Origin of the sequence: Longimicrobium sp. (genome assembly GCF_036399935.1) — a bacterium.
GTDB lineage: Bacteria > Gemmatimonadota > Gemmatimonadetes > Longimicrobiales > Longimicrobiaceae > Longimicrobium.
In genome coordinates this window covers 1-26,212 of sequence record NZ_DASWMD010000018.1, presented here as the reverse complement: position 1 = coordinate 26,212, position 26,212 = coordinate 1, and the positions used below count along the sequence as shown (strand labels likewise).

Sequence of the window (26,212 nt, the reverse complement as noted above, 5' to 3'; positions counted from 1 at the left end):
CCGAGAGCGGCGCGCAGGAGACGCCCGCGCCCGCCCCCGCGAGCCCGTCCACGCTCTACCTGCTGGACCGCAGCCATCACGCGCCCAGCCGGCTCGGGTCGCTGGGCCCGGTTTCCGTCGTCCGGCAGCTGGTATTGTTCTCGATGGGATGCGTGCTGGCCTTCATCGTGTTCAGCATCTACCACCTGATCGTGGTCGGCCCTGGCGGCGCCGAGGCGCAGATGTCACAGGTCGCGCATGCATTCGTCGAGAACGTCTACTGGCTGGCCGCCGCCGGCGTCGGAGCTTCATTCGCGGTGCTCTTCCAGATCAACGAAACCATCTCGAAGGGCACGTTCGATCCGGACGATGCCCCGGCGTACTGGATCAAGGTGTTCCTGGGCGTGGTCGCGGGGTTCATCCTGGTGGCGATGGTGCCGACGGAGGGGATCGACAGCCCGGATGCGCAGGTGCTCGCGAAGCCGACCATCGCGCTGCTGGGCGGGTTCTCTGCCCAGGCGGTGTACCGGATTCTGAACCGGCTGGTGGAGACGCTGGAAGACCTGTTCAGCGGAGGACAGAAGGAGCAGGCAGCCGTTCGCGAGCAGGCCGTCGCGGCCCGGGCGCAGGAGGATGCGGCGCAAGCGCGCCTCGCCGTGGCCGGCAAGCTGGTGCAGCTCCAGGAGCAGATCGCGGCGGGCGCGGACGTGAAGCAGCAGGTGCAGGACCTCATCCGCAGCCTGGTTCCCGAGAGCGGCGCGCAGGAGACGCCCGCGCCCGCCCCCGCGAGCCCGCCGGTGCCCGCGCCCGTCCCGGACGTACCGGAGGTGCCCGCGGGCGCCATCGTCGCGACCGGCGTCCCCGTGGCTCCCCTGGTCATCGTCTCGGATTCGGCGGACGAGGCGCCCCCGCAGGACGCGTCGGCCACGCAAGGCGAGGCTGCGGCAAAGGGCTGAGCTGGCCCCGGCCCTGCTGGGGCGACTGAAGTCGCGGCAACAAGGGCCCGAAGTCCGCCTTCGCGGAATGCACGCGCGGTCGAGTGCATCAGGCCGGCCGAAGCGCAGTTCAGGTCTCCCCCTCCCCTGCGCAGCGGGGGACGGGGGCCGGGGGGAGGGGGCTCCCGGAGGCATGCGAGGCAGCCCGTCGAACCTCGAAGAAAGGCTCCTCTCTCCCGCGCGGTTTGCGGGGGAGAGGCCGGGAGAAGGGGCACCCGCGGCATGCGAGGCACCCCGTCGAGTCGGGCTCGAAGTTCCCCCCTCTCCGCACGCAGTTTGTGCGGGGAGGGGCCGGGGGAGGGGCCACCCGCAGGGTGCACCGGCCTCAGCCGAACCCCCGCTCGGTGTCCATCGACTCAGCCCTGTACCCTTGCGCCGCGCGCCGCCGACACGCACCCTCCCTCGACCGGCACGCACGCCGTCCCGGCCACGCGCCACGTCGCTCCCCAGCATCCCTCGACCGCAGCCCATGACCGACCCTGAACGGGGCCTGTTCCTTGCTTTCGAAGGGGTGGAAGGCTCCGGAAAGACCACCCAGGTGGCCCGGCTGGCGGCGTGGCTGCGCGCGCGCGGCGCGGACGTGGTGGTGGCGCGGGAGCCGGGATCTACCCCGCTGGGCGAGCGGATTCGCGAAATCGTCCTTTCCGCCGACCTGCACGTGCCTGCCCGCAGCGAGCTGTTCCTGATGCTGGCGGCGCGCGCCGCCTTCGTGGAGCAGGTGGTGAGGCCCGGGGTGCAGGCCGGCAAGGTGGTGATCGCCGACCGGTTCGAGCTGTCGACGCTGGCCTACCAGGGCGCCGGGCGCGGGCTGCCGCTGGACGAGGTGGAGGCCTGCAACCGCGTGGCCACCGGCGGCCTGGAGCCCGACGCCACGCTGCTCATGGACGTGGACCCCGAGGTGGGCGCGGAGCGGCAGCGGGCGGCGGGAAAGGCCGCCGACCGCATGGAGCGGGAAGAGGCGGCGTTCCACCGCCGGGTCGCCGAAGGGTACCGCGCCCACGAGGCACGGGTGGCCGGGATCGTGCGGATCGATGCCATCGGCGGCGAGGAGCAGGTGCACCACCGCGTGCTGCAGGCGCTGGCGGCGAGGTTTCCCGAAACCTTTCCCGCGGCGCAGGTTATCAGGTACTGAACGGAGCGCGGCACCCTGGCCGCGGCCGTATTGAATGATTGATCGGAAGCATGCATCTGGAGGCCCCATGCAGTTGAAGCGTACCGTCGTGGCGCCCGCGCTCGTCGCCGGCATGGCCCTGGTTTCGGGCGGCTGGCTGCTGCAGCAGGACGTGAACGGCGGGGGAAGCGTGTTCGCGCGCGCCCGCCTGTTCGACGAGGTGATGACGCACGTGATGGAGCGCTACGTAGAGCCGCAGTCCGAGGCCGAGCTGTACCAGAAGGCGGTCGAGGGGCTGCTGCGCGAGCTGGGCGATCCGCACACGTCGTTCATGACCGCCGAGGAGTACGCCCAGCTGCACCTGCAGACCAGCGGCGAGTACGGCGGGCTGGGGATCCAGATCTCGTCGCGCGACGGCTGGGTGACGGCCGTGGGCATCCTTCCCGAAACCCCCGCCGAGCGCGCGGGCGTGCGGGTGGGCGACCGCTTCCTGGAGATCGACGGCCAGAGCGCCGAGGGCCTTTCCGACGACCAGGCCGTGCAGCGGCTGCGCGGGCGCAAGGGAACGCCCGTGACCGTGAAGGTGCAGCGCGTGGGCGTGGAGCAGCCCATCACCTTCACCATCGTGCGCGAAGAGATCCACGTCCGCTCGGTTCCGCACGCGTACATGGTGGCTCCCGGCGTGGGCTACGCCAGCCTGGTGATGTTCAGCGCCACCAGCACCACCGAGCTGCGTGCGGCCATCGACCGGCTTCGCTCCGAGGGCGCCCGCTCGCTGGTGCTGGACCTTCGCGCCAACCCCGGCGGCCTGTTGGACCAGGGCGTTGGCGTGTCGGACCTGTTCCTGAAGCGCGGCGAGTCCGTCGTGGAGATCCGCGCCCGCGACCCGCGCGAAAGCGAAACCTACCGCGCCGCCGACGACCAGGCGTACGAGGGGCTGACCGTAGCGGTGCTGGTGGACGGCTACAGCGCCAGCGCGGCCGAGATCGTGGCCGGCGCGCTGCAGGACCACGACCGTGCCATCGTGCTGGGCACCACCACGTACGGCAAGGGCTCGGTGCAGACGCTGCTGCCGCTGTCAGGCGGCAACGCGCTGAAGATCACCACCGCCAAGTGGTACACGCCCGTGGGCCGCTCCATCCAGAAGGAGGCCACGCGCGGCGAAGGGCAGGAGGAAGCCCGCGTCGAGGAGGACGACGAGGTGCTGGGCGCCGACGGCACGCCGGTAACGGCCGCGGACACCACCAGGAAGGTGCCCTACCGCACCGACAGCGGGCGCACCGTGTTCGGCGGCGGCGGCATCGTCCCCGACCTGATCGTGCGGCAGGACACCGCGGTCGAGGCAGAGAAGGAGTTCTTCCGCGTGGCCTCGCGCAGCGCCGCCAAGTTCCAGAACGCGCTCTTCGCCTACGCGGTGGCGTACGAGCGGGCCCACCCGGAGCTGCGGCCGGACTTCGCGGTGACGCCGGAGATGCGCCGCGGCTTCTACGACCGCCTGCGCGCGGCCGGGGTGGACGTGACCTGGGAGGTGTTCCAGGGCGCCCAGCGCTTCATCGACGCCCGGCTGATCGACGAGATCGCGCGCAGCAAGTTCGGCGTGTCGGTGGCGGCGCGCCGCGACGACCCGACGGACCGCGTGCTGCAGGAGGCCATCCGGCTGCTGCAGCAGGCGCCGAACACGCAGGCGCTGCTCCGCGCGGCGCAGCAGCAGCCCGCGGCGGCGTCCCGCAGCCGCTGATGGGGTTTCGGCGCCTGCCGTAACCTTCGCCGGCGGGACTGCTCGCGGGCCTTCTGTCGGAGCTGCTGGGGAGTGGAGGAGGGGTGCTCATGGTGCCCTTCCTCCCCTTCTTTTACGCCCAAGCGCCGCCCCGCGCGGGCGGCTTCCTTCGCAAACGATTCGACCCGACGTTCCGGCGATGTCCGACAGCTTCGTAGAGGTGACCCGCGGCCCCGTGGTGGAAAGCCGCCACCGGGTGCACGTGGCGGTGGTGGACGCCGAAGGTACGCTGCGCGCGTACTCGGGAGATCCCGACCTGGTGACGTTCTGGCGCTCGTCGGCCAAGCCGCTGCAGGCCGTCCCGGTCGTGGACGACGGCGCCTACGACCGCTTCGGGCTCACGCCCGCCGAGCTGGCCGTCATCTGCGGCTCGCACAGCGGATCGCTGGGCCACGTGCGGACGGTGGAGGGGCTGCTGGAAAAGATCGCGCTGACGGCCGAGGCGCTGGCGTGCGGCCCCCACGCCCCGTTCGACGACGGCACCCGGCGCGCGCTGGCGGAAGAGGGGCTGGAGCCGGGGCGGCTGCACAACAACTGCTCGGGGAAGCACGCGGGGATGATGGCCGTCGCCCGCGCCCGCGGCTGGGACCCGGAGGGATACCAGCTGCTGGAGCACCCGGTGCAGGCGCGCCTGCTGACCGAGGTCGCGCGCTGGGCCCGGATGCCCGCCGAGGCCATCGGGCTGGGGGTGGACGGGTGCGGCGTGGTCTGCTACGCCATGCCGCTGCGGCAGATGGCGCTGGCCTACGCGTCGCTGTCGGCCGCGGCGCGGCGGGGCGAGCGCGGGCCGGCCACGGTGGTGGAGGCCATGGCCGCGCACCCGGAGATGGTGGCGGGGGAGGGGCGCATCTGCACGGAACTGTCGCGGCTGACGGAGGGGCGCATCTTCGCCAAGGTGGGCGCCGAGGGCGTGTACTGCGTGGGCAGCCCCGGCGCGGAGCTGGGGATCGCCCTGAAGGTGGAGGACGGGACCAACCGCGCCCTGGCGCCGGCCGTCGCGGGGGTGCTGCGCGAATTGGACCTGATTTCGGAGGACGACTTCGGGGCGCTTCACCGGTACGTGTTCCGCGAGATCACCAACACGCGCGGCGAGGTGACGGGCGAGGTGCACCCCGCCATCCGCCTTCGCGCGGCGGATGCCTGACGCGTCCGGCCGGGCGGTGCTGCTGCGCGTCGCCGCCTCGCTGGCCACGCGCGACACGGGCGCCATCCGCGCCGCCCTGCAGTCCGCCGTGGTCTCGGCGGACCCTGTGGAGGTGGAGGAAGTTCTCCTTCAGTCTCACCTGTTCGTGGGCTTTCCCGACGCGCTGAACGCCATCGCCCTGTGGCGGAACTTGAGCGGCTGCCCGGCGCCGGAGCCCATCCGCGAGGGCCCGTCCGGCTGGGAGGTGCGCGGGGAGCGGGTGTGCTCCACCGTCTACGGGGGCAACTACGCCAAGCTGCGCGAGAACGTGCGCGGGCTGCACCCGGACTTCGACGGGTGGATGGTGACGGGTGGGTACGGACGGGTGATCGGGCGGCCGGGGCTGGACCTGAAGACGCGCGAGCTGTGCATCGCCGCGCTGCTGGCGGTGTGGAACGTGCCGCGCCAGCTTCACTCGCACCTTCGCGGCTCGCTGAACGCCGGCGCCACCGTGGCCGAAGTGGACGAGGCCGTCGAGATCGCCTGCGGGATGATCTCCGACGATCGGGCGGCGGAGGTGCGCGCGTTGTGGGGGGAGATCCGGGTCAGGGCGGGGGAGTAGGTCGGGGGGCTCGATCGGCACGGATGCGGGTCACGGGCGCCGCGGGCGAATGAATTCGCTGCAACAACCACACGAAGTCCGCCTTCGCGGACAGGCTTGTTGGGTGTGAGTTGAACCATGTGGCGCGCCCGGAGCCTCGTGCAGTTCTCCCCCTCTCCCGCTTGCGGGAGAGGGGGCCGGGGGGAGAGGGCAGCCGGGGAGTGCGCCGGACTGGCCGAAGCGCGCCGAAGCAGGCGAGGGAAGCCGTCGCGTGCGCCGGAACCAGGGTCGCGCACCGGAAGTGGGCCATTCCGCACGTTTTCATGCACGCGCCGGGTCGGACTGGCGGCGCGGCGATATATCCATTTGGGAGTGAGGCAAAGCGGTGTTCCTGGATTACGCTGAGATCAACGTGAAGGCAGGCGACGGCGGCGCGGGCGCGTCGTCCATGCGGCGCGAGTCGATGACCCCGCGCGGCGGCCCCGACGGCGGCGACGGGGGACGCGGCGCCGACGTCATCCTTCGCGCCGACGGCCAGCTCACCACGCTGCTGGACTATCGCTACCGCCAGCAGTACAAGGCCGAGAGCGGCCAGAAGGGCGCGGGCGCCAACTGCACCGGCCGCAGCGGCGAGCCCCTGGTGCTGCGCGTGCCCCCCGGCACCGTCATCCGGGACGTGGAAACCGAGGAGCTGCTGGGCGAGCTGCTGGAAGACGGCGAAGAGATCGTCATCGCCCGCGGGGGCAAGGGCGGCTGGGGGAACGCGCGCTTCGCCACCGCCACCAACCAGGCCCCCCGCCGCGCCGATCCCGGCGAGCCGGGCGATGCGCGGCGCATCGCCCTGGAGCTGAAGCTGATCGCCGACGTGGGGCTGGTGGGCGAGCCCAACGCCGGCAAGAGCACCCTTCTCTCGTCGGTGTCGGCGGCCACGCCCAAGGTGGCGGACTACCCGTTCACCACGCTCACACCCAACCTGGGCGTCGTGCAGCTGTCCGGGAATCGCTCGTTCGTCATCGCCGACATCCCCGGCATCATCGAGGGCGCGCACGAGGGCAAGGGGCTGGGGCACCAGTTCCTGCGCCACATCGAGCGCACCCGCACGCTGGCGCTGATGATTCCGGGCGACGCGCTGGAGCCGCAGGCCGAGTACGACAAGCTGCGCTCCGAGCTGCGCGAGTACTCGGAGGAGCTTGCGGCCAAGGCGCACTGCGTGGTGTTCACCAAGGCCGACCTGCTGCCGCCGGACTGGCCGGAGCCGCGGGTGGATGCGCCCGCTGCCTGGGGCCAGTTCTCGATCTCGTCCGTCGCGCAGAAGGGGCTCGATCCCTTCTTGGAGGCGCTGTGGACCCAGGCCGCGGCCGCCCTGGCCGCGGAGCGCGGGGACGAAGCAGAAGAGCCCTGGCGCCCCTGACGCGACCCGGTGGGGACACGTGTGGTCCGGGTTTTCGGCTGCCCCTTCCGTCCGGATCACCGCGTAGGTAGCTTCGGCGGATCAGTCGTCCGCCGGACAGAGCGGACATGGGTTCCCGCCGTCCGCTCTCGATCATGCCGCTGGCCAGCGCCGCCCTCGAAGACGTCGTTCGCATCGCCATCGTCCCGGGGATCGGGCCGGCGCGGCTGGCCGCGCTGATCGCCCGGTTCGGCTCGGCGGAGCGCATCCTTTCCGCGCCCGCCGCCGCCATCGCCGCCGTTCCGGGCTTCGGCCCCGAGTTCGCGCGGCGCGTGGCGGGCGCGGGCACGCCCGAGGGCCGGGCGCGGGCGCGGGAGGCGCTTCGCGTTCTCGCCGAGGTCGGCGCCACCGCCATCATCTCCGATGACGGGGCCTATCCCGAGGCGTTTCGTGCCCTTCCCGATCCACCCTTCGTCCTGTACGCCGCGGGAGACCTCGGGCTGCTGCGCCGTCCCGGCGTGGGGGTCGTCGGCACGCGGGCGCCCACCCCGTACGGCCGCGCCTCCGCCGCGGGGCTGACGCACGAACTGGCGCGCGCCGGCTACGTCATCGTCAGCGGAATGGCGAAGGGCATCGACGCGGTCGCCCACTCCGCGGCGCTGGACGCGGGCGGCGCCACCGTAGGCGTGCTGGGGCACGGCATCGACCGCGCGTATCCACCCGAGAACCGCGGCCTGTTCCGCCGCGTTCGCGAGCACGGCCTGCTGATTTCGGAGCTGCCGCCCGGCGAGCAGCCGCTGGCGGGCAACTTTCCCCGGCGCAACCGGCTGATTGCGGCGCTCAGCGCGGGCGTGCTGGTGGTGGAGATGGGGGAGAAGAGCGGCGCCAAGCACACGGTGGACTTCGCGCTGGAACTCGGGCGCGAGGTGTTCGCCGTCCCCGGCCCCATCGCCTCGGCGGCGAGCGCGGGGACCAACCAGCTGCTGAAGGATGGAGCCCGCCTGGTGACGTCCGCGCGCGACATCCTGGAAGAATTGCACGGCGTGGGATTGGTACCGCAGCACGCGGACGAGCGCCGCCCCGCCGCGGGGCTGTCGTCCTCAACGCCGACCCTGCCCCCGGTCGCGCTGGCGGGCGACGAACTGCGTGTGTTCGGCGTGCTTCGCCCCGATCCGCGCCACGTGGACGCGCTCGCGGCTGAGGCCGGGCTGGGTGTCAGCGGCACCCTGGCGGCGCTGCTGGGGCTGGAGCTTCACGACCTTGCCGAGGCGTTGCCCGGCAAGCACTTCAAGCTGCGATGACGATCCTCGCCGCGGACATCCATCACCTTCTCGTTCGCGGGCCGTCATGCGTAGTGGATTCCGTCGTCTGCTCCTGGTCTACGTCTTTGCGCGCCGGGAGCTGGGGCCCGCGCGGGCGGCTGGCACCGGCGAGTAGGTGCGGCCATGGATTCTGTGACCGCTACCGCGCTCTGGCTGAAAGGCAGCCGCGGCTAGATCCTTCGCCCCGCATGGGATCGTCTGTGGGCTGGTGTCGCTCGCCTGGGGCTCAGGATGACAGGCCCTTGGTGTTTGGGCGGGTGCTCGTACCGGTCCGCCGGCTGGTGGAGGGGAACGCGCGGCGGGTTCGGGTGTCGTTACCCCCATGCTCTCCAACGTGTTGCCTGATCTCCCGTCCGCCCGTCCGCGGTCGCTGTACGTGCACGTGCCGTTCTGCACGCGGCGCTGCTCGTACTGCGACTTCGCCGTGCAGGCCATGCGCGATCCGCCGGTGGATGCCTGGCTGGACGCCATCGCCGGCGAGATGCGCATGCTGGCCGATGAGCGGGGCTGGGGATCGCCGCTGCGGCTGGACACCGTCTACATCGGCGGGGGGACGCCGTCGCTGCTGGGGCCGGGCGCCATGGCCGCCCTCCGCGACCGCCTGCGGCCCTGGGCGGAGTGGGACGACGCCGCGGAGTGGACGTGCGAGGCCAATCCCGAGAGCTTTACGCCCGAGGTGGCGCGCGGATGGCGGGCGGCCGGGGTGAACCGCATCTCGCTGGGCGCGCAGACCTTTCACGAGCCTACGCTGCGATGGATGGGCCGCCTTCACGGCGTGGACGGCCCCGCCCGGGCGTTCGACGCGGCGCGCGCGGCGGGATTCGACAACGTGAGCGTGGACCTGATCTTCGGCGTGCCGTCGCGCCTGGGGCGTGACTGGGGCGACGACCTGGTTCGTGCGCTGCTGCTGGAGCCCGAGCACGTCTCCCTCTACGGGCTGACCGCTGAGGCCGCCGCGCCGCTGGGGCGCTGGGTGGGCGAGGGCCGCGAAACGCTGGCGGACGAAGACCGCTACGCCGACGAGTACCTGCTGGCGCACAATACGCTCTGCGGCGCGGGCTTCGAGCACTACGAGGTGAGCAACTTCGGCCGGCCGGGGCTGCGCTCGCGGCACAACTTCGTCTACTGGACGGGCGAGCCGTACGCGGCCCTCGGCCCGGGGTCGCACGCCTTCTATCCCCCGCTGCGCCGCTGGAACGTGCGTAGCTGGGACGATTATCGCGACAGGATCACCTCCGGCCGTCCTCCCACCGACGGCGAAGAGGTGGTGGACGAGGATACAGGCGGGCTGGAGCGTGCGTGGCTGCTGCTGCGAACGGACCAGGGCTGGCCGATGGAGCCCGCGGGCGACGCGGTCCGCCGTTTGGCGGCGGGATGGAGAGACCGGCAGCTGGCCGACGAGCGAGACGGACGGCTGCGTCTGACGGTCGAGGGCTGGCTGCTGCTGGATGGTCTTGCCGTGCAGATGGCCGGGGCGGCCGAGCAGGACGCGCGTCCCACTCTCGTGCGGGCCGCCGCGGGCGCACGAAGCGCAAGCGGCGCCGCGGGTTGACGCCCTTGCCGGGGGAGGGCAGATTGATCGGGTTTTGCTTGGAACTCAAAAGGCCTTCGTGCCGCAGATGACCACGGGAGAACCTCTTTCCGAGCGCGAGCACCAGATCCTCGAGGCGGTGATCCGCACCTACGTCGAAACCGCCGAGCCCACGGGCAGCCGCACCGTGGCGCGCCGGTTCAAGCTGGGCATTTCGCCGGCGACGGTGCGCAACACCATGAGCGACCTCGAGGAAAAGGGCTACCTGTACCACCCGCACACCTCGGCGGGGCGGGTGCCCACGGACATGGCCTATCGCCTGTACGTGGACAGCCTGATGGACCGCCGCGCCCTGAGCGAGGCGGAGCGCACCTCCCTGCGCCACGAACTGGCCGCCGGGGGCGACGTGGCCGCGGTGGAGCGGCTGCTGCGCCGCGCCGCGCAGGTGCTGGGGCTGCTGACGCAGGAGCTGGGGATCGCCGTGGCGCCGCGGCTGGACGAGGCCGTGCTGGAGCGGCTGGACCTGCTTCCCGTCTCCGAGGCCAAGGTACTGCTGGTGATGACGCTGCGGGCCGCCGGGGTGCGCACCGTGTTCGTCGACGTGCCCGCCAGCCTGCCGCCCAGCACGCTGGCCTCGGTCGCGCACATTCTGAACGAGCGGCTCGCCGGGCACACGCTGCGGGCCATCCGCGGAACGCTCCCGGACCGCCTGCGCGACACCGTGGCCTCGGGCGATCCCGGCTCGGAGCTGCTGAACGTGTTCCTGCAGTCGGCCGAAGACTGGTTCGCCCCGGTGGGAACGGACGAGCTTCACCTGGGCAGCGCCTCGGTGCTGGCCGACCAGCCCGAGTTCAGCAGCGGCGAGCGCCTTCGCTCGCTGATCACGCTGACGGAAAGCCGCGACCTGCTGAAGAGCGCGGTCGCCGGCCGGGTGGACGGCGAGGGGCTGAAGGTGACGATCGGCGTGGAGCACCGCGATCCGGCGCTCTCGGGCTTCACCCTGGTAACGTCGGAGTACCACGTGGGCGGGCTGAAGGGCGTGATCGGGGTGATCGGCCCCACGCGCATGCCGTACGAGCGGGTGATCGCCGTCGTGGAAAGCACGTCGTCGATGGTCTCGGACCTGTTGATGTGAAATCATGAGCACCGCGATGAAAGACTACTACGAGGTTCTCGCCGTCGAAAAGACGGCCGATGGCGAGTCCATCAAGAAGGCCTACCGCAAGCTGGCCATGCAGTACCACCCGGACCGCAACCCGGGCGACAAGGCGGCGGAGGACCGGTTCAAGGAAGCCACCGAGGCGTACGAGGTGCTTCGCGACACCGAGAAGCGTGCGCTCTACGACCGCTACGGCCACGCGGGCGTCAAGCGCGGCGCCAGCGCGCCGGGGGGCGGCGGCGGGTTCGGCGGCTTCGGGTTCGAGGACGCGCTGAACATCTTCATGCGCGACTTCGGCGGCGGCGGCTTCGAAGACCTCTTCGGGCAGCGGCGCGGCCGTGGCGGCGTGCAGAAGGGCAAGGACCTGCAGATCAAGGTGCCCATCACCCTGCTGGAGGTGGCCACGGGCGTCCGCAAGACCATCCTCATCCGCACGCTGGACCCCTGCGACACCTGCAAGGCGACCGGCTCGGCCGACGAGGGCGGGGTGCAGACCTGCGCCACCTGCCAGGGCGCCGGCCAGGTGAGGACGGTGCAGCGCAGCGTCTTCGGGCAGTTCGTCAGCGCCAGCGCGTGCCCCACCTGCCGCGGCGAGGGGAAGACGATCAAGAACCCGTGCCGCTCGTGCAACGGCGACGGCCGCCAGCGCGGCGAAAGCACCGTGGCCGTCGACATCCCCGCCGGGGTCAGCAGCGACAACTACCTGACGCTGCGCGGCGCGGGCAACGCGGGCCCCCGGGGCGGGCCGCGCGGCGACGTGCTGGCCGTGATCGAGGTGGAGGACGACGCGCGCTTTCAGCGGGAGGGGAGCGACCTGCTCTTCGAGCTTCCCGTTTCGTTCAGCCAGGCGGCGCTGGGCGGCGACGTGACCATCCCCACGGTGTACGGCGACGAAAAGGTGAAGGTCGCCGCGGGTTCGCAGAGCGGTGAAGTGATCACCCTTCGCGGCAAGGGGCTGCCGCACCTGGGCGGCGGCGGGCGCGGCGACCAGTACGTGCGCCTGAACGTGTGGACGCCCACCGAGCTGAGCGCCGAGCAGGAGGAGCTGTTCCGCCGCCTGGCCCAGCTGGAGGGCCCGGTGCCCGGCGCGCGTCGCACCAAGGGGCTGTGGGACCGCGTGAAGGACGCCTTCGCCGCGTGACGGACCGCTGGCTGGTCCTGGTGGTCCGCACCGCCGATCCCGACCTGCTTCCGCTCGTCGCCGAGGTGCTGGCGCCGTACGGCGGCGGCGCGGTGCTGGAGGCCGAGGGCGGGCTGGTGGCGTACGCGGCCGAGCCGGGTGACGTGGACGCCTTCGTCCGCGAACTTTCCGAGCGGCTGCGCGGCGAGCTTCCCGCGGCGGCGGCGCCCGAGGTGTCGTGGCGCTGGCAGGAGAACGAGGACTGGGCCCGCAAGTGGAAGGAGGGGCTGGGTCCGCGCCAGGTGACGGAGCGCATCGTGGTGAAGCCGACGTGGTGCGAGTGGGATGCGCGCCCGGGGCAGGTGGTGATCGACATCGACCCGCAGATGGCGTTCGGCACGGGCGAGCACGCCACCACGCGCGGGTGCCTGCGGCTGCTGGACGACGTGCTCAGGCCCGGCGACCGGGTGGTGGACGTGGGCTCGGGCTCGGCGATCCTGGCCATCGCCGCGGCGCGGCTGGGGGCGCGCGAGGTGATCGCGGTGGAGTACGATCCCGACGCCAACCTGAACGCGCGCGAAAACCTGGAGGGGAACGGCGTCGAGGACCGGGTGGAGATCGTGGAGCAGATGGCGGATGCCGCGCTGCTGGACGAGCTGGGGCCGTTCGACTTGGTCCTGGCCAACATCCTCAGCGGCGTCATCCGCCCGCTGCTTCCCGCCTTTCACGCGGCGCTGGGCGGCACGCCCGAGGGGCGCCTGATCGTCAGCGGCATCCTGCGCACCGAGTCACCCCTGGTGGTGCACGACGCCGAGGCGGCCGGCTTCCGTGTCGCGGAGATCGACGAGGAAGAGGAGTGGTGGAGCGCCCTCCTGCGGCCCGCCTGACGACCCGCCGACGCCCCGCACCCTGTCATCCTGAGCCCCAGGCGCACCGAACCGGCCTGCCTGACGATCCGGGGGCGCACGCGGCACCCTGTCATCCCGAGCCCCAAGCGCACCGAACCGGCCCGCCTGACGATCCGGGGGCGCACACGGCACCCTGTCATCCTGAGCCCCAAGCGCACCGAAACCGCCCTGCCTGACGATCCGGGGGCGCACGCGGTACCCAGTCATCCTGAGCCCCAAGCGCACCGAAATCGGCCCGCAAACCGGACCGTGCGGGGCGAAGGATCTAGCTGCGGAAGGGTAATCGCCCGGGCGCGGCAGCGGTCACAAAACCGTGGACCTCGGACCGCCCGCGGGCCCCGGCATCACCATTGGTTCTGAGGAGTGGGCCGGCCCTGCACGGGCGAATGAATTCGCTGCAACAACCACACGAAGTCCGCCTGCGCGGACTGGCTTACTCCAGTGGTCGTTCAGGGACGTGCGCGACCATGCCTTCGTCCGCCCGGCCCCATCCCCGACGTGCAGGTGAAGCCCCGAACGGGACGCGCGAGCGGCCCGTGTCGGGGCTTTCCGCTTTTTTCCAGCCGCGGGTACACCCGCTCACGCGAGGGGCCGCGCCCGTTCCTTTGTTGCGCGCGTCGACGCTCACACGCTCGATCCGCGCGAGTGTCGCCCTCCCCTGTCCTGTTCCGCCCGCATCCCCCACCGCTACATTTCCCGCCCCGCAGTTACCGCATCCGATCATCCCAGAGGCGACGACGCATGGCCGACAAGACGATCTTCACGCGCATCATCGACGGCGAGATCCCGGGCAACTTCGTCTACCAGGACGAGCACTGCATCGCCATCCGCGACCTTCACCCCGCGGCCCCGGTGCACGTGCTGGTCATCCCCCGCAAGCCGATCCCCTCGATCGCCCACCTGGCGCCCGAAGACCACGCCATCGCGGGACACCTGCTGATGGTGGTCAAGAAGGTGGCGGAACAGGAGGGGGTCGCGGAGAGCGGCTACCGCGTGGTGATCAACGTGGGCGACGAGGGCGGGCAGACCGTGCCGCACCTTCACATTCACGTCATGGGCGGCCGGCAGCTGCATGGCCACGGGACCGCGTGAGCGGGGCCGGCGCCGCGGAGCGCGATACCATTCTCGACGAGCTTCGCCGCGCCTGGGACGGCGATCCCTGGCACGGCGAGCCGCTCCGGCGAGTGCTGGACGGCGTGACGGCCGAGCAGGCTGCCGCGCGCCTGCTGCCCGGTGCGCACTCCATCGGCGAATTGGTGCTGCACCTGGGCTCGTGGTCGCGCGAGGTCGCCCGGCGCCTCGTCGACCGGGTGGCGCGCGACCCCGAGGACGGCGACTGGCCCCCGTTCGCGGGCGGCGAGCAGCCTTGGCGGGCGGCGCTGGACGGGCTGGCCCGCGCACACGCGGAACTGCTGGAGGCCGTGGAGGCCTTTCCCCCGGACGAACTGTCCTCCCGGGTGGGCGACGAACGCGACCGTCCCCTCGGTGCGGGGGTGTCTTTCGCGGTAATGCTGCACGGCACGGCCCAGCACTACGCCTATCACGCGGGCCAGGCGGCGCTTCTCCGCAAGAGCTTCGGCTGACCGCCGCGCGGCACCCGTCCCCGCGAGGGGACGCCCGTTGACCGGAAATGGAAACATGTGTAGATTCAGGTATCTTACGAAATGACAACGAGATAGGCACGCCGGAGCAGCCGCGCGGCGACGCGCGGTCCACGGCTTTTCGCAAAGGCTACATATGCAGGTGCGGCGGACGGATGACCGGCGGCTTCGCCTGGTGATGGCGCGGCCCACCGGCTGGATCTCCGGCGGAGACGTCGCCACGCGGCGCACCAACAGGCGCCGCGACGTATCTCCCGAGCGGATGGAGATGAACGACGGCCTTCCCGAGCGCGTGGAGCGTGGGGAAGACCTGGTGCTGCTGCTGGACGGGCCCGACGGCGAGGGCGTGCTGGTAACCGGCGCCGTGGCCGGCCGCGTTCCGCAGGGGCGGCACGACCCCGACCTGATGGACCGGGCCGCCGTGGGCGCCGCGGTGTTCATGCGCGAGCGTCTGCGCACCGAAAAGCGGCAGCGGCTCCCCGACCAGCTGATCGTTTACTTCGAGGAGCTGAACGCGGCCGAGAACGACGGCCAGGTGATGCGCGCGCTGGCGGACCATGCGCTGCGCATCGTGGGCGCGCACACGTCGGTGGCGCTGATGCGCGAGCCCAGTGGCCTGCTGCGGGCGCCCGTGCCCACCGAGCCGTGCGCCTGCCGCGCGCGGGTGTGCATGGCGTGGGACGACCGCTTCGCCGCGCCCGGGCTGATCCTGTCCGAGGACGCGCGCCCCGGCGGCGCCATCCCCGGCGCGGCCCCGCTGTTCGGCGACCCGCACACGGTGCTGGTGGCGCACGTGCCGGTGGGCGGCGAGGGAGTGCTGGTGCTCACGGAGCGCCGCGACGAGCGCATCTTCGAGCCGGAAGACTGGGACGTGCTGCGCGCCCTGGCGCTGCAGGCGCAGATGGCGCTTCGCCGGCTGAAGCTGCTGGAGGACGTGCGCACCCTGTCGCTGACGGACCCGCTGACGGGGCTGGGCAACCGCCGCCACATGGAGCTGATGCTGGCGCACGCGTGGGCCGCGGCCCGGCGGGGCGATCCGCTGGCCGTGGTGGTGCTGGACCTGGACGGCTTCAAGGAAGTGAACGACACCCTGGGCCACCACGCGGGCGACGAGCTCCTCTGCGCCGTGGGCGAGGCGCTGCGCGACGAGGCGCGCGCGTCGGACGTGGTGGTGCGCTTCGGCGGCGACGAGTTCCTGGCGCTGCTCACGGGGGGCACGGCCGAGGGCGGGCACCTGCTGGTGGAGCGGCTGCGCAAGCGGCTGGGCACGCGCGTGGGGATCAGCGCGGGGGTGGCCGCCTACACGCCCGAGATGGCGAGCGCCGAGGAAATGATCCGCCTGGCCGACCGGCGCCTGTACGATGGGCGCGCCAGCCGGCGTCCGGCCCACTAGCCGAAGGTGATCCCCGCCAGCTCCCCGCGCTCCGCCAAGGGGACGAAGCTGGGGAGCAGCCCGCACTCCGCGTCGAAGTCGTCGTCCTGGTCCTCCGCCCGGGGATCGTCGAGCACCTCCAGCAGCACCTGCACCACCCGGGGATCGAACTGCGTGCCCGCGCAGCGTTCCAGCTCTGCGCGGGCGTGGTCGGCGGTGTAGGCTTCCTTGTAGCTGCGGCGCGTCATCATGGCGCAGTACGCGTCCACCGCCGACACGATGCGCGCGGCGAGGGGAATCTCCTCGCCGCGCAGTCCGTCGGGGTACCCGCTGCCGTCGTACCATTCGTGATGGTGAAGCACCACGTCGGCCACGGGGCCCAGCGCGGGAACCGTGATCAGCAGGTCGTGCCCCACCCGCACGTGCGCCCTCACCAGCTCCAGTTCTTCCGGCAGCAGCGGCCCCGGCTTGTTCAGCACGCCGTCGCTCACGCCGATCTTCCCCACGTCGTGAAGCAGGGCCGAGTAGCACACCACGGCCAGCTCGTGCGAGGGGAGCTCCATTCGTTCCGCCACCATCCGCGCATAGCGCGACGCCATCTCGCAGTGCCCGTGCGTGGAGGGGTCCTTGGCCTCCATGGCGTCGGCAAGCATGCTCACCGTCGACAAATAGGCCCGTTGCAGCTCGCGCTCCAGGCGCCGGTTGCGCACGGCCACCGCGGCCTGGTCGCCCACGGCCAGCAGCGAGTCGACGTCCTGGTGGTCGAACTCGCCGCTCTCCCGGTCGCCGGCGATGATCACCCCGTGCAGGTCCGACATCAGCACCACCGGGGCCGCGACGAAGTTGCGGAACTGCTCGGCCTTCGCGGGCGCGGGAATGCCTTCCGGACGCCCGTCGTTGCTTACCAGCGTCTCGCCGGATTCCAGCACCTGGCGGCAGAGCGCGGCGATGGTGGGCGACGCGTCGCCCAACTCCATCCCCGTGATCCCCATCGCGGCGCGCACGCGGAGGCGCTCGCTTCCCGGGGCGCTGGTGACGTAGACGCCGCGGGTGGCCTGGGTGATGGTCAGGCAGGCCCGCAGGATCAGCGCGTAGACGTCGCCGCTGAACAGCGCGCCATGGATTTCGCGGAGGGCGCGCTCCAGGCACTCGGCGCGGTGGCGGTGGCGCTCGGCCTGGGCCCGCTCCATGGCCAGGTCGGCTTCCAGCCGCGCGCGGGCGGCCGTCCACTCGGCCTCTTCGGCTTCCAGGGCTGCCTGTGCCTCGCGCAGTGCCTCTTCGGTGGCCGTCTGGTGGGCCCGCCACTCCGATTCGCGCGCGCGGTGCGCGGCGGCGGCCTGGTCCAGCGCCGCCAGTACCGGGTCTCCCACGCTGCCGCCCGCTCCGCTCGTCATCTCCGCCATCGTGCGCCCCGGGTCTGTTTCCGCCTCCCGCCCCCGGGTGCGCAGAAGATCATGAATTGTACCGCGAGGGAGGGGAAGTGCGTGAGTGCGTGAGTGCGTGAGTGCGTGAGTGCGGAAGTCACCATGGCTGCGGTCGCTGCACGGCTCGGCGCGGCCGCTCCGCCAGGATGACAACAAGGGGCTGCGACGATTCCCGTCGCGGCCCCTGTCCGCACTCACGCACTCCCCTGCCGTCCCAGCCTCACCACGATCTCGAACTCCTCGTCCGTCACCGGCTGCACGGAAAGGCGGCTCTTGTTGATCACCAGCATCTTTTCCAGCCCGGGCGTCTGCCGCAGGGCGTCGAGCGACACCACCCCCGGGAACTTCTCGGCGAACGCCACGTCGATCATGTACCAGCGCGGGTCCTGGTCCGATGCCTTGGGATCGAAGTAGTCGCTCTCGGAATCACGGGCGGTGGGGTCCGGATACCCCGCGCGCGCCACCGTGGCCAGCCCCGCCACGCCGGGGGGATCGGCGTTGCTGTGGTAGTACAGCACCCGGTCGCCGGGCTGGGCGTCGTCGCGAAGGAAGTTGCGCGCCTGGTAGTTGCGCACCCCCTCCCACGTGGTTTGCCCGTCGCGCTGCAGGTCGTCGATGGAGTATACCTCGGGCTCGCTCTTCAGCAGCCAGTTGCGCGGCATCGGTTCAGGTCCGTGAGGCAGGTGGATGTCCAGCGCCCCATCTTGGCGCGCGCCGGTGCGCGAGGCAAGCGGATTAGTCCCCATCCACCCATGAAGGGCCGACGCTCTGCACTGTACGAGACCACCCCCGGTCGATAGCTTGGTCCGCTTCTTGGCGGAACAGGAGAGGAGCTATGAGCACCAGCACGACCGACAAGTGGATTTCGCGCCCGCGGCCCAACCCGCGGGCGCGGCTGCGTCTTTTTTGCATCGCGCACGCGGGCGGCGGGGCTTCGGCGTTCCGGGGCTGGGCAGACGTGCTGCCGCCGGAGGTGGAGGTGTGCCTGGTGCAGCTTCCCGGGAGGGAGAACCGCCTCAGCGAGAAGCCGTTCGACCGCCTGGACCCGCTGGTCGCCGCTCTGGCGGATGCGGTGCGCCCCTGGCTGGACCTGCCCTGGGCCCTGTTCGGGCACAGCAACGGCGCGCTCATCGGCTTCGAGCTGGCGCGGGCGCTGCGGGCGCGAGGCCTTTCCGGACCGCGGCACCTGTTCGCCAGCGGCCGGCGCGCGCCCGACGTGCCGGCGCAGGACCCCCCCATCGGCCACCTGCCGGACGACGAGTTCCTGGCGGACCTGATGGAATTGGGCGGTATGCCGCGCGAGCTGCTGGAGCACCGCGAACTCGTGCAGATGCTGCTTCCCGTCCTGCGCGCGGACGTGGCCCTGCACGAGACCTACGAGTTCGGCGACGAAGCGCCGCTGGACTGCCCCATCACCGCCTACGGGGGCGTCGCCGATGCCAAGGCCAGCCGCGAGGCCATCGAGGCATGGGGCCGCCACACCCGCGGCCCGTTCGTGGTGCGCATGTTCCCCGGCGGCCACTTCTTCCACCAGGCTGACCGCGAGGCGTTTCTTCGCGTCTTCTCGGCGGACCTGCACGACGTTCTCCACGCGCTATAGCAGGAAACCTGGCCACGTGCGTCCGTTCCGACGCCAGATGACGAACCGCAGCCGATGACGATCGACTACGAGGACTTCCACAAGGTGGAGATGCGGGTGGGCCGCGTGGAGCGCGCCGAGCCTTTTCCCGAGGCGCGCAAGCCGGCCATCAAGCTGTGGATCGACTTCGGCCCGGAGCTGGGGATCAGGAAGTCGAGCGCGCAGATCACCGTGCACTACCTGCCCGAGCAGCTGGTCGGCCGGCGGGTGATCGCCGTCACCAACTTCCCGCCGCGCCAGATCGGCCCCTTCATGTCCGAGGTCCTGGTGCTGGGCGTTCCCGATCCCGACGGAGCCGTCGTCCTGCTCGCTCCCGACCTGGACACGCCGCTCGGCGGCCGCGTGTTCTGATTCAACCCTTGATCCCGGCCGAATAAAAGGCGTAAGTTTCAGTCTCCCCAACGCGGAGGCGCGCCATGCTGAACTACACGCTGCTTTTGCACGGCTACCGGAGCCCCGGCGCGGGGCTGCCCGGCGCCTTGGTGCGTGACCTCCTCGACGCGGTCGATCGCGGAGCCAAGGGCGCCGTCCGGCTGCGTCTGGAGGGGCGGAGCTCCGCGAAGGGGGGATTTCCGCCCGCGTGGGTCAGCACGGCCGCGGGGTTTCAGATGTCCGGCTTCCACGCGGGCCTGCCCGGTGTGGAGCTGCGGATTCCCACGCTGGGTGAAGCGCTTCCCCACAAGTTCGCCCAGGAAGAGCTCTTTCCGTCGGTGGACCCCGCCAGCTCCGCACTGTCGCTGATGGGCCGTGGCCTGGCCGACGCGCAGGCGGGAAACGGCGACAGCGACGCATACGATTCGCCCCTGCTGCGGACGTTCGGCGAGTTCCGCGAGGTTTTCAGGCACGGCGTTCAGGCCGTGGAACTGCGCAACGGCCGGCCGGATTCAGCCCCGGTGATGATTACTCCCGCCGGGATCGCCGCGGCCGAGCGCCTGCAAAAGCAGACACCCCGGCCGCAGCGAGTTCGTGTGGCCGGAAAGGTCGACGCCATCCGGCACAGCGACCGCGCCTTCACGCTCGTCATGGAATCGGGCGAGGTCATCCGCGGCATCCTGGCCGAGGGCGACCCGGACGAACTCGCTCCGCATTTTGGGCGGGCGACGATCGTGGGCGGAATGGCGCAATTCCGCCCGTCTGGCTCGCTCCTGCGCATCGACGCGGACCTGTTGGAACCGGCGGACGAGCACGCTCTCTCGATGTGGTCCGAAGCCCCCCGGCCGTTGTTCGGAGGATCGCCTGACCGCGAGGTCCGCAGGCAGGGCTCGCGGTCCGGGATCAATGCCTTCATCGGTGCGTGGCCCGGCGAGGAATCGGAAGATGAGATCTTCGCGATGCTCGAGGAAATCTCGTGACCGCTGCCCGCGGACTCGTCCTGCTCGACACCAACGTCCTCGTCCACCTCGCGCGGGGAGGGATCGCCGCGGAGCGCATCGAAGCGCGGTTCGCCTTGCGTTCCCGCCGCGGCACGCCCTTGCTTTCCGTGGTTTCCGTAGGCGAGAGCCTCGCGATGGCCAAGCGCAACGGCTGGGGCGGGCCGAAGCTGCAGCGGCTCGCGGACGCGATGGAGAACCTGGTCATCGTGGACCTGAACCGCGAGCCGATCCTTCAGTCGTATGCCGCCATCGACGCACACCTTGCCGGGTCGGGGACGCCGATCGGGCAGCAGAACGATCTGTGGATTGCGGCCACCGCCGCAGCGACAGGCGCGGTTCTGCTGACGACGGACCGCGACTTCGACAAGCTCCATCCCTCGCACCTCCAGCGCGAGTGGATCGATCCCGCCACGCTCCGTTGATCCCGTAGGGCGCACGTTGTCGCCATCCGCCGTCCCGGCTACCTTGCCGGGGCTGCCCCCGATGCGGACATCCACCTTCCCGAGCCGCCGATGAAACCCATCCTCGTCCTGGCCCCGCTCCTCCTGGCCGCGCTTCCGTGCGCGCCGCTGGAGGCGCAGGCGCCGCCCGCCGTCCGGCTGGAATACGAAGAAGAAACGCTGCCGAACGGGCTGAAGGTCATCTACTCCGTCGACCGCTCCGCCCCCGTCGCCTCCACCGTGCTCTGGTACGACGTGGGCTCCAAGCACGAGGTGCGGGGCCGCACGGGGTTCGCGCACCTGTTCGAGCACCTGATGCTCTTCACCGGCTCGCGCAACGCGCCCGAGGGCCGCCACTTCGGCCTGCTCGAGGCGGTGGGCGCCCGCGCGGGAAGCGACATCAACGGCACCACCAGCTTCGACCGCACCAACTACTTCCAGCAGGTGCCCTCGCACGCGCTGGAACTGGCGCTGTGGCTGGAGGCCGACCGCATGGCCACCCTCGACGAGGCGCTGAACGAAGGCAAGCTGGCCAACCAGCGCGAGGTGGTGAAGAACGAACGCCGCCAGGGGATGGACAACCAGCCGTACGGCCGGTGGATCGAGCGGATTCTCGTCCACATGTATCCCGAGGAGCACCCGTACCGCCACGTGGTGCTCGGCTCCATGGAAGACCTGGAGAACGCGTCCATCGAGGACGTCCGCAGCTTCTTCCGCACCTACTACGTTCCCAACAACGCCGTCCTGGCGATCGCCGGCGACATCGACGTGCCACAGGTGCGCCAGATGGTGCGCCGCTACTTCGGCGGCATCCCCGGCGGGGCCGAGCCGCCCCCCGTGCGCCGCGTTCCGCTCCCGCCCCGCCTCGGCGCCTCGCCCCGCGAGGTGATTCCCGACGCCAACGCGCCCGCGCCGGCGGTCTACGTGGGCTTCCGCGTTCCGCCGGCCCGGGACCCGCGCGCCCCGGCGGTGAACCTGCTGGCACAGCTGCTGGCCGGCGGGCGTTCGTCGCCGCTCTACACCTCGCTGGTCCGCGACCGCCAGGTGGCCACGCAGGTGTTCTCGTTCAACTTCGAACTGGTGGAAGACGCCGACCTGCTGGTGGTGGGCGCCACCGGAAAGCCCGGCGCCAACGCCGATTCGCTCGAGGCCGCCCTCCTGGCCGAGGTGCACGGCGTGGCGGCCCGCATCGACGCGGCGGGGCTGGAGCGCGCCCGCGCCGCCGCCACGTTCGACCTCGTCAACCAGCTGCAGGCGATGGGCGGCTTCGGCGGGCGCGGCGACGTCCTGGCGCAGGGCGCGGTCGTGTACGGCGACGCGGGATGGATCAACCGCTACCTCCCGGCGCTGGGTGCCGTGTCGGTGAACGACGTGTCGTCGCTGGCCCGCGAGTTCCTTGCCCCGGACAACCGCGCCGTCCTCGTCTTCGTCCCTGCCCCACGAGAAGGAGCCCCCCGATGAGCCGGACGACCCTGCTTCGGCTGCTCGCGGCCGCCCCGCTGGCAGCCGCCACCGCCTGCACGCCGCCCGCGCCTCCCGCCGAGCCCGCGCCGGTCCCCGCGCCGGCCGAGCCAGCTCCCGCGCGGCCCGCGCTGGAAATCGTCGCGGAGCCGCCCACGCTCGGTGCGCCCCGGCCGTACACGCTGCCGCCCATCGAAGAGTTCCGGCTGGAGAACGGCCTGCGCGTGGTGGTCGTGCGGCAGGCCTCGGTGCCGCTGGTCACCGGCCGGCTGATCCTTGAAGCAGGCGCCGAGCACGAGCCCGCCGAGCGCAACGGCCTCGCCGTGCTCACCGCCAACCTGCTTCCCGAGGGGACTGCGGCGCTCCCCGGCCCCGAGCTGGCGGAGCGGATGGAACGGCTGGGGGCGCAGTTCCAGACAGGCGCGGGACAGAACTCGACCTTCGCCGTCGTCGCGGCGCTCAAGCCCGCGTTCGCCGAGGCGCTGGGCCTGGCCGCCCAGGCCGTCACCGCGCCCGCCTTTCCCGCCCGCGACTTCGAGCGGGTGAAGCAGCAGGCCATCACGGCCCACGTGCAGAGCCAGTCCACCGTCGAGGGCCTCGCGGCCGAGGCCTTCGCCCGCGCCGTCTTCGCCGCCCAGGCGCCCTACGCGCGCCTTCCCGGCGGCACCGCGGCCACGCTGGGCCAGGTGACGCGCGACGACGTGGTGCGCTGGCACCGGACGATGTACGTGCCCGCCGCGGCTACGCTGCTCCTGGTGGGCGACGTGACGGCGGATGAGGCGCGGCAGATCGCCCGGCAGGCGTTCGGAAGCTGGCGCGGCGCGGCGCCCCGGCTCGTGCGCAAGCCCAACCCGTCGCGCCCGGCGCAGCGCACGCGGGTGATCCTGGTCGATCGTCCCGGCTCGGTGCAGTCCCACATCCGCGTGGGCCAGGCCGCCCCCGGCGCCGAAGACCCCGACGTCATCCGCCTGACCGCGCTCACCCAGGTGCTGGGCGGCGCCTTCAACGCGCGCATCAACCAGAACCTGCGCGAGCGGCACGGGTGGACGTACGGCGCGTGGGCCAACTTCAACCCGGCGCGGGGCGCCGGTACGCTGTTCATCCACTCGTCCGTGCGCACCAACGCCACCGACTCGGCCCTGGTCGAGTCCGTGCGCGAGTACCGCCGCATCGTCGAGGAGCCGGTGCCGGCGGAGGAGCTCACGGGCGCCACGGGCAACCTGGTGGGCAGTTTTCCCGCCTCAGTGCAAACGGTGCAGGGGCTCGCCCAGCGGATGCAGAACCTGCTCGTGTGGGGGCTGCCGATGGACTACTACGCCACCTACCGCGAGCAGCTGGCCGCCGTGGCGCCTGGCGACGTGACTCGCGTCGGCGGGGCGCGGCTCACCCCCGGCGCGGCCACCATCGTGGTAGCGGGTGACCTGGCGCAGATCGAGGCGCCCATCCGCGCCCTCAACCTGGGCGACGTGGAAGTCTGGTCACCCGCGGGCGAGCGCGTCCGCTGAACGAAGAACCCGGTCCGCGGCAGGCAGGCGCGGACCGGGTTCTCTTCGATGCTCGACCTTCAGGCGCTCACCCGTTCTCCCTCCAAGTCCCGGATTGCAGCCCGTACTCCCTCCGGAACCGGCACTTTGGCGCCCGCCGCGTAATCGTACGACACCAGCAACGCCCCGCCCGAAGCCGCCACGTCGTTCAGCGCCCGGCTGACCACGCGGTACTCGTGAGCAAAGCGGTCCCCGCCCAGCTCCGTCGTCCGTGCGCCTACGACCAGCGTGTCGGGATAGGTCACGGGCCGGCGGAATCGCGCGTGGGCCGACGCGAGGATCGGCCCGGTCTGCACCTCATCCGTCAACTCGCGGAAGCCGATCAGGTCCAGGTAGCGGATTCGAGCGCTCTCGAAGTAAGTGAAGAAGACGGCGTGGTTCACGTGGCGGAAGTAGTCCATTTCCGCCCACGCGACGGGAATCTCCACGACCACGGGGAACTCCGCCCGCAACACGGCCTCTGCATCGACGAAGGGGGAAGGCGACTGCGGATGGGAATCGGACGGTGCGGTCTCGCTCATGACGGCAACGGTTGGAGGGAAGCTGCCGCGCCGAGCCCGGCGGCCCGGCCGGTGGCCCACGCCCAGAAAAAGTTGTATCCGCCGATCGGCCCGAAGCAGTCCAGGATCTCGCCGCAGAGGAACAGCCCCGGAGCCACGCGGCTCTCCATCGTCCGCGGGTCCACCTCCGAAAGCGGCACGCCCCCGCCGGTCACCTCGGCCTTCTTGTATCCCTCGTCCCCTGTCCAGGGCAGGGGATAGCGCGCGAGGACCTCTACCAGCCGCGCCCTTTCTTCCCGCCGCAGCTGCGACCGCGTTCGTTCCGGGTCCACGCCCGCCTCGTATAGCAGCCGGTCGGCGAGGCGCTGCGGCAGGTGGCGCCTGACCAGCGAACCCACCGCACCCGGGCCGCGTTCCAACAGCACCGCCTCCCACGCGGTCGCGTCCAATTCCGTCCAGCGCGCGTAGATCGGCTGCCGCCGCGCCGGGTCGTGCGCCGAGCGTACGGCAAGATGCGACACGTTCAGCACGGACGGGCCGCTGTATCCGCGGTGGGTGAACAGGAACCCGCCATGCGCCCGCAGGCTGCCCTTCTGCAGCGGCGCCTCCAGTTCTACCTCCAGCGACACGCCAGCAAGGTCGGTGTGCACCGGGGGCTGCGCGGTCAGCGGCGTCAGCGCGGCGTACGTGTCGTGTAGAGTATGCCCAAGCTGCCGAACGATGCGCAGCCCGGTGCCGTCGCTTCCCGTCGCCGGCACCGACAGCCCTCCGGTCGCGATGACCACGGCCCCCGCGGCGATCTCGCGCCCGCCCTCCAGGAGAACCGTCCAGGGCTCCCCGGCGACGGGGGGGCGCAGCCCCGCGACGGAACTGCCGAACACCGTTTCGGTACCCCGCCGCCGCGCCAGCTCCAGCAGCCCGTCGCGAACGTCGCGGGCCCTGTTGCTGGCGGGAAACAGCTTTCCCGATTCCTCCTCCAGCACCAGCCGGATCCCCACCTCATCCTCGAAGAAGCGGCGCTGGTCCGCCAGTGGCCACGAAAGGAGCATCTTCTTGAGCGTGTTGCGCGACGACTCACTGAAGTACTGTCCCGCGTCCACCCGCGACGGCAGCACGTTGCAGCGCCCGCCTCCGCTGATCAGGATCTTTCTTCCGCCATCCCGCGTGCGCTCCACCAGCAGCGTGCGCCGCCCCTGCGCCGCCGCGAAGATCGCCGCCATCGTTCCCGCGGCCCCCGCGCCCACCACCACCACCGGCAGATCCGTCACGTTCTCCTCTCGATGTGCACGCGCTGGTCGCCAGCCGTTACAATAGCCGACACGCCCACGCCGGGCGAGAACTGCGCCGCGGCCACGCTCGTCGTGCGGATGCGCAACGAGCCTCTTGACCTCCCAGAGGCGGAACACTATACTTGGCACCCCCTGCGGAACCACCTGTCAGCACGAGCGGCCGGAAAGGCTTCGGAACGGGGTTGACGGGGGTTGGAGAGGCTGATATGTTGTAGGGCTGTCGCCGGAAACGGCGGCGGGTCGGCCCAGGATGAGAAATTCGGAAAAACCTCCCTTGACCAAGCGCCCGAAATCGAGTAGATTCAAGGCGTTGCAGGAAGTGTCGGGCGGACGAAAGACGAGAAAGTAATCGCCGCCCACCCCTTGACCGAGAGGTTCGAGGGTGGTAGATTGAAGGACTGAACGCGGCGGCCGGGTGAAACTGGCCGGGTGCGAATTGAGAAGCGGGCCAGCGGCTCGCGCGATGTTTTGAAAACCTGGGTCTTGGGAGTGCTTTTGTAACGAGCGCCCCGTGGTGGTGTCAGTCGAGGGCAACACGTCCTTCGCGTCCACA

Annotated in this window: 25 protein-coding genes; 20 read left to right on the top strand and 5 right to left on the bottom strand. The window is 71.4% G+C overall.

The genetic code is table 11. From position 1 onward, the window contains the following. The 14 genes from VGB24_RS06780 to VGB24_RS06715 form a co-directional block, all read left to right on the top strand. A partial coding sequence (locus VGB24_RS06780; RefSeq protein ID WP_331072201.1) for a hypothetical protein occupies positions 1–935 on the top strand: 935 nt, incomplete at its 5' end. A 508-nt stretch (positions 936–1,443) separates the two neighbouring features. Further along, a complete protein-coding gene (gene tmk / locus VGB24_RS06775; protein WP_331072200.1) occupies positions 1,444–2,106 on the top strand; it encodes a dTMP kinase in 663 nt (220 codons plus the stop codon). Positions 2,107–2,173: 67 nt separating this feature from the next. Further along, positions 2,174–3,823, top strand: coding sequence for a S41 family peptidase (locus VGB24_RS06770; RefSeq protein WP_331072199.1), 1,650 nt, complete (start codon positions 2,174–2,176; stop codon positions 3,821–3,823). 178 nt (positions 3,824–4,001) lie between these two features. Further along, a complete protein-coding gene (locus tag VGB24_RS06765; RefSeq protein ID WP_331072198.1) occupies positions 4,002–5,006 on the top strand; it encodes an asparaginase in 1,005 nt (334 codons plus the stop codon). Beyond that, positions 4,999–5,607, top strand: coding sequence for a carboxymuconolactone decarboxylase family protein (locus tag VGB24_RS06760; RefSeq protein ID WP_331072197.1), 609 nt, complete (start codon positions 4,999–5,001; stop codon positions 5,605–5,607). The genes VGB24_RS06765 and VGB24_RS06760 overlap by 8 nt, the downstream gene beginning before the upstream one ends. Positions 5,608–5,971: 364 nt before the next feature. Next, on the top strand, positions 5,972–6,997 hold the full coding sequence (gene obgE / locus VGB24_RS06755) for a GTPase ObgE (protein ID WP_331072196.1): 1,026 nt from the start codon (positions 5,972–5,974) through the stop codon (positions 6,995–6,997). A 107-nt stretch (positions 6,998–7,104) separates the two neighbouring features. Continuing rightward, positions 7,105–8,277: a DNA-processing protein DprA gene (dprA, locus tag VGB24_RS06750; RefSeq protein ID WP_331072195.1), complete on the top strand. Its 1,173-nt coding sequence runs from the start codon at positions 7,105–7,107 to the stop codon at positions 8,275–8,277. A gap of 358 nt (positions 8,278–8,635) precedes the next feature. Further along, positions 8,636–9,850 carry a radical SAM family heme chaperone HemW gene (gene hemW, locus VGB24_RS06745; protein ID WP_331072194.1) on the top strand — a complete coding sequence of 405 codons (1,215 nt, stop codon included), beginning with the start codon at positions 8,636–8,638 and terminating at the stop codon, positions 9,848–9,850. Positions 9,851–9,917: 67 nt separating this feature from the next. Then, positions 9,918–10,964 (top strand): heat-inducible transcriptional repressor HrcA, encoded by a 1,047-nt coding sequence (hrcA, locus tag VGB24_RS06740; protein ID WP_331072193.1) that lies wholly within the window; start codon positions 9,918–9,920, stop codon positions 10,962–10,964. A gap of 16 nt (positions 10,965–10,980) precedes the next feature. Next, complete coding sequence (gene dnaJ, locus VGB24_RS06735) at positions 10,981–12,129, top strand: molecular chaperone DnaJ (protein ID WP_331072192.1); 1,149 nt, start codon at positions 10,981–10,983, stop codon at positions 12,127–12,129. Then, positions 12,126–12,995, top strand: a complete 870-nt coding sequence (gene prmA, locus VGB24_RS06730; protein ID WP_331072191.1) for a 50S ribosomal protein L11 methyltransferase — start codon at positions 12,126–12,128, stop codon at positions 12,993–12,995. The genes dnaJ and prmA overlap by 4 nt, the downstream gene beginning before the upstream one ends. A 762-nt stretch (positions 12,996–13,757) precedes the next feature. Then, positions 13,758–14,108: a histidine triad nucleotide-binding protein gene (locus VGB24_RS06725; protein WP_331072190.1), complete on the top strand. Its 351-nt coding sequence runs from the start codon at positions 13,758–13,760 to the stop codon at positions 14,106–14,108. Beyond that, complete coding sequence (locus VGB24_RS06720; protein WP_331072189.1) at positions 14,105–14,599, top strand: DinB family protein; 495 nt, start codon at positions 14,105–14,107, stop codon at positions 14,597–14,599. The genes VGB24_RS06725 and VGB24_RS06720 overlap by 4 nt, the downstream gene beginning before the upstream one ends. Positions 14,600–14,753: 154 nt before the next feature. Then, positions 14,754–16,010, top strand: a complete 1,257-nt coding sequence (locus VGB24_RS06715; protein WP_331072188.1) for a GGDEF domain-containing protein — start codon at positions 14,754–14,756, stop codon at positions 16,008–16,010. Here VGB24_RS06715 and VGB24_RS06710 read toward each other — a convergent pair. Together VGB24_RS06710 and VGB24_RS06705 are read right to left on the bottom strand one after the other, a co-directional pair. Next, positions 16,007–17,383 (bottom strand): HD-GYP domain-containing protein, encoded by a 1,377-nt coding sequence (locus tag VGB24_RS06710; RefSeq protein ID WP_331072187.1) that lies wholly within the window; start codon positions 17,381–17,383, stop codon positions 16,007–16,009. The two genes, VGB24_RS06715 and VGB24_RS06710, sit on opposite strands and share 4 nt — an antisense overlap. Positions 17,384–17,607: 224 nt before the next feature. Beyond that, complete coding sequence (locus VGB24_RS06705) at positions 17,608–18,075, bottom strand: EVE domain-containing protein (protein ID WP_331072186.1); 468 nt, start codon at positions 18,073–18,075, stop codon at positions 17,608–17,610. Positions 18,076–18,248: 173 nt separating this feature from the next. On the opposite strand from VGB24_RS06705, the gene VGB24_RS06700 reads away from it, so the two are divergent. The 6 genes from VGB24_RS06700 to VGB24_RS06675 all read left to right on the top strand — a co-directional run bounded on the left by VGB24_RS06700 (position 18,249) and on the right by VGB24_RS06675 (position 23,831). Next, complete coding sequence (locus tag VGB24_RS06700) at positions 18,249–19,013, top strand: thioesterase II family protein (protein WP_331072185.1); 765 nt, start codon at positions 18,249–18,251, stop codon at positions 19,011–19,013. 54 nt (positions 19,014–19,067) lie between these two features. After that, positions 19,068–19,403 carry a tRNA-binding protein gene (locus VGB24_RS06695; protein WP_331022546.1) on the top strand — a complete coding sequence of 112 codons (336 nt, stop codon included), beginning with the start codon at positions 19,068–19,070 and terminating at the stop codon, positions 19,401–19,403. Between the two features lie 65 nt (positions 19,404–19,468). Beyond that, positions 19,469–20,404, top strand: a complete 936-nt coding sequence (locus VGB24_RS06690) for a hypothetical protein (RefSeq protein ID WP_331072184.1) — start codon at positions 19,469–19,471, stop codon at positions 20,402–20,404. Further along, positions 20,401–20,847, top strand: a complete 447-nt coding sequence (locus tag VGB24_RS06685; RefSeq protein WP_331072183.1) for a PIN domain-containing protein — start codon at positions 20,401–20,403, stop codon at positions 20,845–20,847. Before VGB24_RS06690 ends, VGB24_RS06685 begins: the two co-directional genes overlap by 4 nt. Before the next feature lie 90 nt (positions 20,848–20,937). Continuing rightward, on the top strand, positions 20,938–22,326 hold the full coding sequence (locus VGB24_RS06680) for a pitrilysin family protein (RefSeq protein WP_331072182.1): 1,389 nt from the start codon (positions 20,938–20,940) through the stop codon (positions 22,324–22,326). Beyond that, positions 22,323–23,831 (top strand): pitrilysin family protein, encoded by a 1,509-nt coding sequence (locus VGB24_RS06675; RefSeq protein WP_331072181.1) that lies wholly within the window; start codon positions 22,323–22,325, stop codon positions 23,829–23,831. The genes VGB24_RS06680 and VGB24_RS06675 overlap by 4 nt, the downstream gene beginning before the upstream one ends. A gap of 59 nt (positions 23,832–23,890) precedes the next feature. On the opposite strand, the gene VGB24_RS06670 is transcribed toward VGB24_RS06675, so the two are convergent. From VGB24_RS06670 to VGB24_RS06660, 3 genes are all read right to left on the bottom strand, one after another. Next, a complete protein-coding gene (locus VGB24_RS06670; protein ID WP_331072180.1) occupies positions 23,891–24,391 on the bottom strand; it encodes a thioesterase family protein in 501 nt (166 codons plus the stop codon). Continuing rightward, positions 24,388–25,638 carry an aminoacetone oxidase family FAD-binding enzyme gene (locus VGB24_RS06665; protein ID WP_331072179.1) on the bottom strand — a complete coding sequence of 417 codons (1,251 nt, stop codon included), beginning with the start codon at positions 25,636–25,638 and terminating at the stop codon, positions 24,388–24,390. Before VGB24_RS06665 ends, VGB24_RS06670 begins: the two co-directional genes overlap by 4 nt. A gap of 168 nt (positions 25,639–25,806) precedes the next feature. After that, a partial coding sequence (locus VGB24_RS06660; RefSeq protein WP_331072178.1) for a hypothetical protein occupies positions 25,807–26,212 on the bottom strand: 406 nt, incomplete at its 5' end.

Excerpts from the sequence above, each read along its gene's own strand:
- VGB24_RS06765 (WP_331072198.1), top strand. The coding sequence starts at position 4,002 with ATGTCCGACAGCTTCGTAGAGGTGACCCGCGGCCCCGTGGTGGAAAGC.
- VGB24_RS06680 (WP_331072182.1), top strand. The coding sequence starts at position 20,938 with ATGAAACCCATCCTCGTCCTGGCCCCGCTCCTCCTGGCCGCGCTTCCG.
- VGB24_RS06715 (WP_331072188.1), top strand. The coding sequence starts at position 14,754 with ATGCAGGTGCGGCGGACGGATGACCGGCGGCTTCGCCTGGTGATGGCG.
- VGB24_RS06695 (WP_331022546.1), top strand. The coding sequence starts at position 19,068 with ATGACGATCGACTACGAGGACTTCCACAAGGTGGAGATGCGGGTGGGC.
- hrcA (WP_331072193.1), top strand. The coding sequence starts at position 9,918 with ATGACCACGGGAGAACCTCTTTCCGAGCGCGAGCACCAGATCCTCGAG.
- VGB24_RS06670 (WP_331072180.1), bottom strand. The coding sequence starts at position 24,391 with ATGAGCGAGACCGCACCGTCCGATTCCCATCCGCAGTCGCCTTCCCCC.
- VGB24_RS06725 (WP_331072190.1), top strand. The coding sequence starts at position 13,758 with ATGGCCGACAAGACGATCTTCACGCGCATCATCGACGGCGAGATCCCG.
- dnaJ (WP_331072192.1), top strand. The coding sequence starts at position 10,981 with ATGAAAGACTACTACGAGGTTCTCGCCGTCGAAAAGACGGCCGATGGC.
- VGB24_RS06675 (WP_331072181.1), top strand. The coding sequence starts at position 22,323 with ATGAGCCGGACGACCCTGCTTCGGCTGCTCGCGGCCGCCCCGCTGGCA.
- VGB24_RS06700 (WP_331072185.1), top strand. The coding sequence starts at position 18,249 with ATGAGCACCAGCACGACCGACAAGTGGATTTCGCGCCCGCGGCCCAAC.
- dprA (WP_331072195.1), top strand. The coding sequence starts at position 7,105 with ATGGGTTCCCGCCGTCCGCTCTCGATCATGCCGCTGGCCAGCGCCGCC.
- VGB24_RS06690 (WP_331072184.1), top strand. The coding sequence starts at position 19,469 with ATGCTGAACTACACGCTGCTTTTGCACGGCTACCGGAGCCCCGGCGCG.
- VGB24_RS06710 (WP_331072187.1), bottom strand. The coding sequence starts at position 17,383 with ATGACGAGCGGAGCGGGCGGCAGCGTGGGAGACCCGGTACTGGCGGCG.
- tmk (WP_331072200.1), top strand. The coding sequence starts at position 1,444 with ATGACCGACCCTGAACGGGGCCTGTTCCTTGCTTTCGAAGGGGTGGAA.
- VGB24_RS06770 (WP_331072199.1), top strand. The coding sequence starts at position 2,174 with ATGCAGTTGAAGCGTACCGTCGTGGCGCCCGCGCTCGTCGCCGGCATG.
- VGB24_RS06760 (WP_331072197.1), top strand. The coding sequence starts at position 4,999 with ATGCCTGACGCGTCCGGCCGGGCGGTGCTGCTGCGCGTCGCCGCCTCG.
- VGB24_RS06705 (WP_331072186.1), bottom strand. The coding sequence starts at position 18,075 with ATGCCGCGCAACTGGCTGCTGAAGAGCGAGCCCGAGGTATACTCCATC.